Below are 8788 nucleotides of genomic sequence, written 5' to 3' on the forward strand. Positions count from 1 at the left end.
GCTCCAGGGGAGCGGCCGGGGCAGCGGTACCGGACTGTGCGGGAGGCTCAGGCCTCGGCGCCGGCCTCGGCCTCGGCGGCCTCGTCCTCGGCCGGGGCGGCCTGGGCGGCGATGACCTGCAGCACGACGGCGTCGGCGTCGACGGCCAGGGAGACGCCCTTCGGCAGGACGATGTCCTTGGCGTGGACCGAGGCACCGGCCTCCAGGCCCTCGACCGAGACGGTGACGGCCTCGGGCAGGTGGGTGGCCTCGGCCTCGATCGGCAGGGCCTGCAGGACGTGCTCCAGCAGGTTGCCGCCGGCGGCCAGCTCGCCCTCGGCGTGGACCGGGACCTCGACGGTGACCTTCTCGCCGCGCTTGACCAGCAGCAGGTCGACGTGCTCGATGCTGCGCTTGATGGCCTCGCGCTGGACGGCCTTCGGCAGCACGTACTCGTCCTTGCCGTCGATCGGCACGACCAGCAGGGCGTTCGGGGTCTTCAGGGCCATCATCAGGTCGTGGCCGGGCAGGTTCAGGTGAACCGGCGCGTGGCCGTGGCCGTAGACGACACCGGGGACGAAGCCGGCACGGCGGGCGCGACGGGCGGCACCCTTGCCGAACTCGGTACGGGTCTCGGCGGCAAGGCGGATCTCGGACACGACTGCACTCCTCGTGAAAGCTGGCGCGGGGGTGCAGGCAACGCGAAAAACCGCCGGGACCACACCCTCATAACGATCGGGGGTCACTCGGCGGCCACGACCTCTGCCTGGGTCCGGGGAGAACCGGCACCGGCAGCGCGTCGATCACGGAGCGGGCACCCGCGAAGCGGGCGCACGGCATCCCTCGCCGAGCAGTTTCACGAGTCTAACCGGAGCGGTGGCCTCTCGCGAAATCGGCGGCGGCCCCGGTCCGCTGGGAACCGGGGCCGCCTGCGCGGGGCTCGGTCAGTGCACGCCCTCGAAGAGGCTCGTGACCGAGCCCTCCTCGAACACCTCGCGGATCGCGGCGGCGATCGACGGGGCGATCGACAGCGTGGTGATCTTGTCCAGCTGCAGCGAGGCCGGGGTCGGCAGGGTGTTGGTGAACACGAACTCGCTGACCCGGGAGTTCTTCAGGCGGTCCGCGGCCGGGCCGGAGAGCACACCGTGGGTGGCGGCCACCAGGACGTCCGCGGCGCCGCTGTCGAACAGGGCGTCCGCGGCGGCGCAGATCGTGCCGGCGGTGTCGATCATGTCGTCGACCAGGACGCAGACCCGGTCCTGCACGTCGCCGACGACGTCGGCCGACAGGATGGTGTTGGCCTGGCTCATGTCGCGGCGCTTGTGGATGATCGCCAGCGGGGCGTCCAGCCGGTCGCACCACTGGTCGGCCACCTTGACGCGGCCGGCGTCCGGCGAGACCACGGTGAGCTTGTCGCGGTCGACCCGCTCGCCCACGTAGTCGGCCAGCAGCGGCAGCGCGAACAGGTGGTCCACCGGGCCGTCGAAGAAGCCCTGGATCTGCGCGGTGTGCAGGTCCACGGCCATCAGCCGGTCGGCGCCGGCCTGGCGCAGCAGGTCGGCGACCAGCCGGGCCGAGATGGGCTCGCGGCCCAGGTGCTTCTTGTCCTGGCGGGCGTACCCGTAGAACGGCAGGATCGCGGTGATGCTCCGGGCGGAGGCCCGCTTCAGAGCATCGATCATGATCAGCTGCTCCATGATCCACTGATTGATGGGAGCCGTGTGGCTCTGCATCACGAAGCAGTCGGCACCACGGGCCGACTCCAGGAAGCGGACGTAGATCTCGCCGTTGGCGAAGTCCAGGGCCTTGGTCGGGACCAGCTCGGTCCCGAGCGACGCGGCCACCTCCCTGGCCAGCTCCGGGTGGGCACGGCCGGAGAAGAGCTTCAGCTTCTTCTCGCCCGACGTCGTGATCCCGCTCACTGCCACCGTCTCCTCGCGTTGCTGACGCTGATCCCGTCCGCGCCGCGGGCAGGCGGGGGCCTGTCGGCGAAGGGGGCGGGGGAATTGTCGGTACGCCGGGACACGGGCGGTAGGCCCAATGGCGCACGTATGACCCCAAGGTTACGCGCCCGCGCGCGAACCGTCCGCCCCGGGACCGTCCGCCGGACCACCGCCCGCCCGCTCAGGCCTCCGCCGCGGCCTCTTCCGCGCGCTCCGCCGCAGCGGCCGCGGCCTGCGCGGACGTGGTTCCCGGGCGCTTGCGCTCGACCCAGCCCGCGATGTTCCGCTGCTGGGCGCGGCCGACCCCGAGGGCACCTGCGGGGACGTCGCTGGAGATCACCGAACCGGCCCCGGTGTAGGCGCCGTCGCCGACCGTCACGGGGGCGATGAACATGTTGTCGGACCCGGTACGGCAGTGCGCACCGATCACCGTGCGGTGCTTGTTGACCCCGTCGTAGTTCACGGTGACCGAGGCGGCGCCGACGTTGGTGCCCTCGCCGATGGTGGCGTCACCGATGTAGGAGAGGTGCGGCACCTTGGCGCCCTCGCCCAGCTCCGAGTTCTTGACCTCGACGTAGGTGCCGACCTTGGCCTTGCGGGCCAGCCTGGCCCCCGGGCGCAGGTACGCGTACGGGCCGGCGGCGGCGAACTCGCCGACCTCGGCGCGGTCCGCCGTGGTGTTGCTCACACGGGCGCCGGCACCGATCCGGGTGTCCCGGAGCGTCGAGTTCGGGCCGACCTCGCAGCCCTCGCCGAGGTGGGTGGCGCCCTGCAGCTGGGTGTTGGGCAGCACCACCGCGTCCGGTTCGTAGGAGACCTGGACGTCGAACCAGGTGGTCGCCGGGTCCACCACGGTCACGCCGGCCCGCATCGCCCGGTCCAGCAGGCGGTCGTTCAGCAGCCGGCGGGCCTGCGCGAGCTGCACCCGGTCGTTGATGCCGAGGATGTCGCGGTGGTCGGCGGCGACCACCGCGCCCACCCGGTGACCGGCCCGGCGCAGGATCTCCAGGGTGTCGGTCAGGTACTCCTCGCCCTGCGCGTTGTCCGTGGTGACCTCGGCGAGCGCCCGCACCAGCAGCTTGGCGTCGAAGGCGAAGACCCCGGAGTTGATCTCGTCGATCGCCCGCTGGGCGTCCGAGGCGTCCTTCTCCTCGACGATCGCCGCGACCGCGCCGTCCGTCCCGTCCCGCAGGATCCGCCCGTAGCCGAACGGGTCCGGCACCACGGCGGTCAGCACGGTGACGCCGTTGCCCTGGTCGGCGTGGGCCGCGGCCAGCGCGCTCAGGCTCTCGCCGGTCAGCAGCGGCGCGTCGCCGGTGGTGACGATCACCGTGCCGTTCAGCTCGACGCCGTCCGCCTCCAGGCTCTCCAGCGCGGTCCGGACGGCGTGACCGGTGCCGTTCTGCTCCTCCTGGACCACCGCGCGGGCCGCCGGGTGATGCGCCGCCAGGTGCTCGGCCACCTTCTCCCGCATGTGTCCGATCACCACGACCAGGTGCTGCGGCGTCAGTTCCTCGGCCGCGGCCACCGCATGGCCGACCAGCGACCGCCCGCACACCTCGTGCAGCACCTTCGGGAGGCTGTTCGACTTCATCCTGGTCCCGCCGCCGGCGGCGAGGACGACAACGGCGGCAGGCGAATTGGCACTCACGGGGGGAGGCTCCTCATTCGGTTACACGGGGAGGGCAGAGCAGCCAGCGACGGGACCCGCACGTCAGCGCCCTGGCCGCTTCGAGGATAGTGCGCGCGGCAGGGGCGGTTCTCCGGCCCCGGGCGCCGTCACGGCGCCGCAGCGCACCGGGCCGGTCCGACCGGCCGGCAGATTGCTCCCGGAGGAGGATTCGAACCCCCATAAGCTGGACCAAAACCAGCTGTCCTGCCCTTAGACGATCCGGGACCGGCGCATCCGCTCCCGTTCCCGGGGACGCGCTTGGGCAAGACTACGGGGTATGGGCCGTCACATCTACCTCCTCCGGCCCCGCCGCCGGGGCACGGCCTGCGATCGGGATGTCATCCATCCAGTCGGGTGAATTCACTCAAGCGCCGCCCCGAGACGTATTCCCTCGGTGGCGGAGAGCAACCTACGATTCCGTAGGTTACGCGAACGTAGCCTCAGTCCTCTCCCCCTCAAGGGACGCCCATGACCATCCAGGCCGACGAGGCGCACGCCGATTCCGCGCGCCCCGACTCCTCCGCCCCCGACCCCGACTCCCCCGGGCAGCCCCGCGCCGCGGCCGTCGCCGCACCGGACGGCCCCGTCCCGGACCCCGGTCACCCGGACGCCGGCACCGGACCGCGGCAGCTCTCCGCCACCCGCGGCGGGGAGAAGCAGGGCCTCGCCGAGCGGGTCGCGCTCGGCCTGTTCATCGCCGTGCCCTTCGGCGCCCTGGTCGCCGCCGCCCCGGTGGCCTGGGGCTGGGGCCTCGGCTGGACCGACGTCGCGATCGCCACCGTCATGTACTTCCTCACCTGCCACGGGATCACCGTCGGCTACCACCGCTACTTCACCCACGGCGCCTTCAAGGCCAACCGCCCGCTGCGGGTCGCCCTCGCGGTGGCCGGCTCGCTGGCGATCGAGGGCCCGCTGGTCCGCTGGGTGGCCGACCACCGCAAGCACCACCGCTACAGCGACAAGGACGGCGACCCGCACTCCCCCTGGCGCTACGGCGAGACCGTCCCCGCCCTGCTCAAGGGCCTGTGGTGGGCGCACATGGGGTGGCTCTTCGACGAGGAGCAGACCCCTCAGCTCAAGTACGCGCCGGACCTCGTCCGCGACCCGGCCATAAGGCGGATCTCCCGGCTGTTCTGGCTCTGGACCACCCTGTCGATGCTGCTGCCGGCGCTGGCCGGCGGCCTGCTCACGCTCTCCTGGCAGGGCGCTCTGTCCGCCTTCTTCTGGGGCTCGCTGGTCCGGGTGGCGCTGCTGCACCACGTCACCTGGTCGATCAACTCGATCTGCCACGCGGTCGGCCGCCGGCCGTTCCGCTCCCGGGACCGCTCCGGGAACGTCTGGTGGCTGGCCGTGCTCTCCTGCGGCGAGTCCTGGCACAACCTGCACCACGCCGACCCCACCTCGGCCCGGCACGGCGTGCTGCGCGGCCAGATCGACTCCTCGGCCCGGCTGATCCGCTGGTTCGAGCTGGCGGGCTGGGTCCGGGACGTCCGCTGGCCGGACGCGCAGCGGATCGCCGCCCGCCGCGCCGCATGAGGGCGCACCTGCAGCATGATGTAGGGGTGAACGGGAGCAGCGCAGACAGCACAGGCGGCCACCAGAGCACGCGGACGAACGCGGCGCCCGGTCCGGCGCAGGCCCGTCCGCGTGCCACCGCCGGGGCGGACGACGCTGCGCCGGCCCCGCGCCGGCGCGGCGGCCGGGTGCGGATGACCGGCAAGCAGCGCCGGGAACAGCTGCTGGAGATCGGCCGCACCGTCTTCGCCGAGCGCGGCTACGACGGCACCTCGGTGGAGGAGATCGCCGAGCGGGCCGGGGTCTCCAAGCCGGTGGTGTACGAGCACTTCGGCGGCAAGGAGGGGCTGTACGCGGTGGTGGTCGACCGCGAGATGCAGCTGCTGCTGGACATGGTGACGGGGGCGCTGACCGGGGGGCACTCGCGCGAGCTGCTGGAACAGGCGGCCTTCGCGCTGATGGACTACATCGACACCTCGACGGACGGCTTCCGGATCCTGGTCCGGGACTCCCCGGTGGCCCAGTCGACGGGCACCTTCGCCTCGCTGATCAGCGACATCGCGACCCAGGTCGAGGACATCCTGGGCCTGGAGTTCAAGGCGCGCGGCTTCGACGCGCGGCTCGCCCCGATGTACTCGCAGATGCTGGTGGGGATGGTCGCGCTGACCGGGCAGTGGTGGCTGGAGGTGCGCAAGCCGGAGAAGGCCGAGGTCGCCGCCCATCTGGTGAACCTGGCCTGGCACGGCCTTGAGGGCATGGAGCGGCACCCCAAGCTGGTCGGCGAGCGCAGGGCCTGAGCCCGCCCGCCGCCCGGGACCCGCCCCCTCGGGCAGGTTCCCCGGGGCCGCCCTCGCACGGCCCGTCCCGCACCCCCTCGGGCCCGTCCGGCACCCCTCGGGCCCGTCCCGCGCTCAGGCCCGGGACGTCCGGACCCCGACGGCGAAGATCCGCCGGAACGGGAAGACCGTGCCGTGCGGCCCGGCCGGATACGCCTCGCGCAGCAGCGCCCCGTACTCGGCGAGGAAGGCCGCCCGCTCGCCCTCGTCGGTGAGCCGGGTGAGCACGGGCCGCAGCGCGGTGCCCCGGACCCACTCCAGCACCGGGTCCGGCCCCGTGAGCAGGGTGCTGTAGGTGGTCTCCCAGACGTCGGCGGCGCAGCCGGCGTCGGCGAGCGCCCGGAGGTAGACGCCGGGCTCGTGGACACCGGCCCGGACGGCGTCCGCGCCGAGGACGGCGCGCCAGCGGGGGCTCCCGCGCAGGGCGGAGAGCAGGGTGTGGCCGGGCGCGCCGAAGTTGCCGGGGACCTGGAAGGCGATCACGCCGCCGGGCCGGAGCGCCGCCGCCCAGCGCGGGAGCAGTTCCAGGTGACCGGGCAGCCACTGGAGGGTGGCGTTGGAGACGATCACGTCCGGGTCCGCCCCCGCCGGGTCGTAGCCGACGGCGTCGGCGAGCAGGTAGTCGGCGGTGGGTTCGCCCCCGGACCGAGCGGCGGCGAGCATCTCGGCGGAGTTGTCGATCCCGGTGATCCGGGCGGCGGGCCAGCGCTCGCGCAGGACGGCGGTGGAGTTGCCCGGTCCGCAGCCGATGTCGAGGACGGTCGGCGCGGGTTCGCGGGGGACGGCGGGGACCCTGGCGAGCAGGTCGTGCAGCGGACGGGTCCGTTCGTCGGCGAAGCGCAGGTACTGCTCCGGGTCCCAGACGGGGGAGGTCATGGTCGGCTCCACAAGTATCTCGACATCAAGATATCCATATCAGCCTTCAGCCTGGATTTCTCGATGTCAAGAGACTTCACATCGACACAACCCCCGATACACTGATCGTCATGGAGGACGAGGTCGATCGGCTGGTCGCAGCGTGGCGCAGAGAGCGCCCCGACCTCGACGTGGAGCCGCTGGAGGTACTCAGCCGGGTCAGCCGGCTCGCCCGCCACCTCGACCGCGCCCGCCGGACCGCCTTCGCCGAGCACGGGCTGGAGCCCTGGGAGTTCGACGTACTGACCGCCCTGCGGCGGGCCGGCTCCCCGTACCAGCTGTCCCCCGGCCAGCTGCTCACCCAGACCCTGGTCACCTCCGGCACCATGACCAACCGGATCGACCGGCTCACCGGCAAGGGCCTGGTCAAGCGGCTGCCCGACCCGGACGACCGGCGCGGCGTCCTGGTCCGGCTCACCGACGACGGCCGCGACCGCGCCGACCAGGCGCTCGCCGGACTGCTCGCCCACGAGCGCGAACTGCTCGCCCAGCTGTCCTCCGCCCAGCAGGGCGAACTCGCCGGACTGCTCCGGCAGCTGGTCGCCCCCTTCGACAACATCCCCTAGGGGGTGGCGCCCGGCACCGCGGCCGCACCGGCCGTCCGGCCGGCGCCGCTCCGGGGGGACGGACCTCGGGTCAGGGCGGGCCGGGGGAGGTGCTGGTGGCGACGGACGGCGGTGCCGAGGGGGCCGCGAGCTCGGACGGGCTGACGCCCGCCCGGCGGGCCACCGCGACGGCCGCGAGCGTGGAGTGCACCCCGAGCTTGCCGAGGACGTTCTGCATGTGGGTCCGGACGGTGTGCGGGGAGAGGTAGAGCCGCTCCGCGACGGCCTGCCGGCCGAGGCCGGCGACCATGCAGCGCAGGATCTGCTTCTCCCGCGGCGTGAGCGTGTCGACCAGCCGCTCGCTCTCGGTACGGTCCCGGCGCGCCGTGGTGAGCTCCCGGATCACCCCGGTGAGCAGCGCGGGCGGCAGATGGGTCTCGTCCCGCAGCACACCCCGGATCACCGCCAGCAGGCGGGCCAGCGAACTCTCCTTGGCCACCCAGCCGGTGGCGCCGGCGTGCAGGGCGCGGGCGGCCCGGTGCGGATCGTCGGCGGTGGCCAGGACGATCGCCTTCAGCCCGGGGTGGTGGCGGCGGAGCCGGGCCAACAGGGTGATGCCGTCGGACACCGGTCCGGTGGCCTGGGCGCCCTGGGCGGCGGCCGCGGGCGGCCCGGTGCCGGGCTCCGCGGAGTGGCCGCCGGCCGGCTGCACGGTCTGGCGCGGGGAGGACGGGTAACGGCTCCCGGCGGACCCCGCCGCAGCCGGTCCCCCGGCGGGTCCCGCCGCCGGCAACGGCGGCGGCCTGCGAGGCGACGGCACGGTCGGCGCCGGCCGGCGCCGGATCGGGTCGGGCGGTTCGGTGCCCGGCGGCCGGGTCTTGCGCGCGGCGGCCCCGACCTCGGTCTCCCCGAGGTCCGCGTCCACCAGGACCACGTCGAACGCGCGGCCCTCGGTGGCGGCGCGTTCCAGCGCGCGCTCGGCGGCGGCCGCGCTGCCCGCCGCACCGACCTCGACATCGGGCTCGGCAGCGAGTGTCGCGGCCAGCGCCTCGGCGAAGATCCGGTGATCGTCGACCACCAGGACGCGGATCCGCCCCATCATCACTTCCCCCCTGCTCAGCTCCGGCCCGCTCCGGAACGGCTCCCCGGTTCCGCCGCCGCCGTCCGGGCGCTCCTGCGCCGACCTCCTCCCGGGTGTCCGGAAGAGCCGAGGCACCGGCCCCCACCGATACCGGAATCAGCGTACGGGGTGGGCTCCGGCTCGGTGGGGGTTTGGTGAAGTTTCGTCAGGCGCCCCGGAATCGGCGTGATTTGACGTCATCGGGCGCGGATTCCCCGCCGGTCGCGGAAACGCCGGAGCGCCGCCCCCGGCCGTGCGGGGGC

Annotated in this window: 8 protein-coding genes and 1 tRNA gene; 3 read left to right on the top strand and 6 right to left on the bottom strand. The window is 73.6% G+C overall.

Translation table 11 applies throughout. From position 1 onward, the window contains the following. Nucleotides 1-47: 47 nt before the first annotated feature. The 4 genes from ACFCX4_RS31565 to ACFCX4_RS31580 all read right to left on the bottom strand — a co-directional run bounded on the left by ACFCX4_RS31565 (nucleotide 48) and on the right by ACFCX4_RS31580 (nucleotide 3819). Nucleotides 48-638, bottom strand: coding sequence for a 50S ribosomal protein L25/general stress protein Ctc (locus tag ACFCX4_RS31565; protein ID WP_376150012.1), 591 nt, complete (start codon nucleotides 636-638; stop codon nucleotides 48-50). 285 nt (nucleotides 639-923) lie between these two features. After that, on the bottom strand, nucleotides 924-1901 hold the full coding sequence (locus tag ACFCX4_RS31570) for a ribose-phosphate diphosphokinase (protein ID WP_376150015.1): 978 nt from the start codon (nucleotides 1899-1901) through the stop codon (nucleotides 924-926). A 202-nt stretch (nucleotides 1902-2103) separates the two neighbouring features. Then, nucleotides 2104-3573 carry a bifunctional UDP-N-acetylglucosamine diphosphorylase/glucosamine-1-phosphate N-acetyltransferase GlmU gene (gene glmU, locus ACFCX4_RS31575; protein ID WP_376150018.1) on the bottom strand — a complete coding sequence of 490 codons (1470 nt, stop codon included), beginning with the start codon at nucleotides 3571-3573 and terminating at the stop codon, nucleotides 2104-2106. A 175-nt stretch (nucleotides 3574-3748) separates the two neighbouring features. Next, nucleotides 3749-3819 (bottom strand) — tRNA-Gln (locus ACFCX4_RS31580). Between the two features lie 243 nt (nucleotides 3820-4062). On the opposite strand from ACFCX4_RS31580, the gene ACFCX4_RS31585 reads away from it, so the two are divergent. Together ACFCX4_RS31585 and ACFCX4_RS31590 are read left to right on the top strand one after the other, a co-directional pair. Beyond that, nucleotides 4063-5130, top strand: coding sequence for an acyl-CoA desaturase (locus tag ACFCX4_RS31585; protein ID WP_376150021.1), 1068 nt, complete (start codon nucleotides 4063-4065; stop codon nucleotides 5128-5130). 173 nt (nucleotides 5131-5303) lie between these two features. Beyond that, nucleotides 5304-5906 carry a TetR family transcriptional regulator gene (locus ACFCX4_RS31590; protein WP_376150030.1) on the top strand — a complete coding sequence of 201 codons (603 nt, stop codon included), beginning with the start codon at nucleotides 5304-5306 and terminating at the stop codon, nucleotides 5904-5906. Between the two features lie 114 nt (nucleotides 5907-6020). On the opposite strand, the gene ACFCX4_RS31595 is transcribed toward ACFCX4_RS31590, so the two are convergent. Then, nucleotides 6021-6821, bottom strand: a complete 801-nt coding sequence (locus ACFCX4_RS31595) for a methyltransferase domain-containing protein (RefSeq protein ID WP_376150024.1) — start codon at nucleotides 6819-6821, stop codon at nucleotides 6021-6023. A 110-nt stretch (nucleotides 6822-6931) separates the two neighbouring features. Between ACFCX4_RS31595 and ACFCX4_RS31600 the strand changes: the two genes are divergently transcribed. Beyond that, a complete protein-coding gene (locus tag ACFCX4_RS31600; protein ID WP_376150027.1) occupies nucleotides 6932-7426 on the top strand; it encodes a MarR family winged helix-turn-helix transcriptional regulator in 495 nt (164 codons plus the stop codon). Nucleotides 7427-7496: 70 nt separating this feature from the next. On the opposite strand, the gene ACFCX4_RS31605 is transcribed toward ACFCX4_RS31600, so the two are convergent. Further along, entirely contained in the window at nucleotides 7497-8504 is a 1008-nt protein-coding gene (locus ACFCX4_RS31605) for a LuxR C-terminal-related transcriptional regulator (protein WP_376150033.1), read from the bottom strand. Nucleotides 8505-8788 lie beyond the last annotated feature (284 nt).

The organism is Kitasatospora sp. NPDC056327 (assembly GCF_042261735.1).
In the GTDB taxonomy this organism is placed as follows: Bacteria; Actinomycetota; Actinomycetes; order Streptomycetales; family Streptomycetaceae; genus Kitasatospora.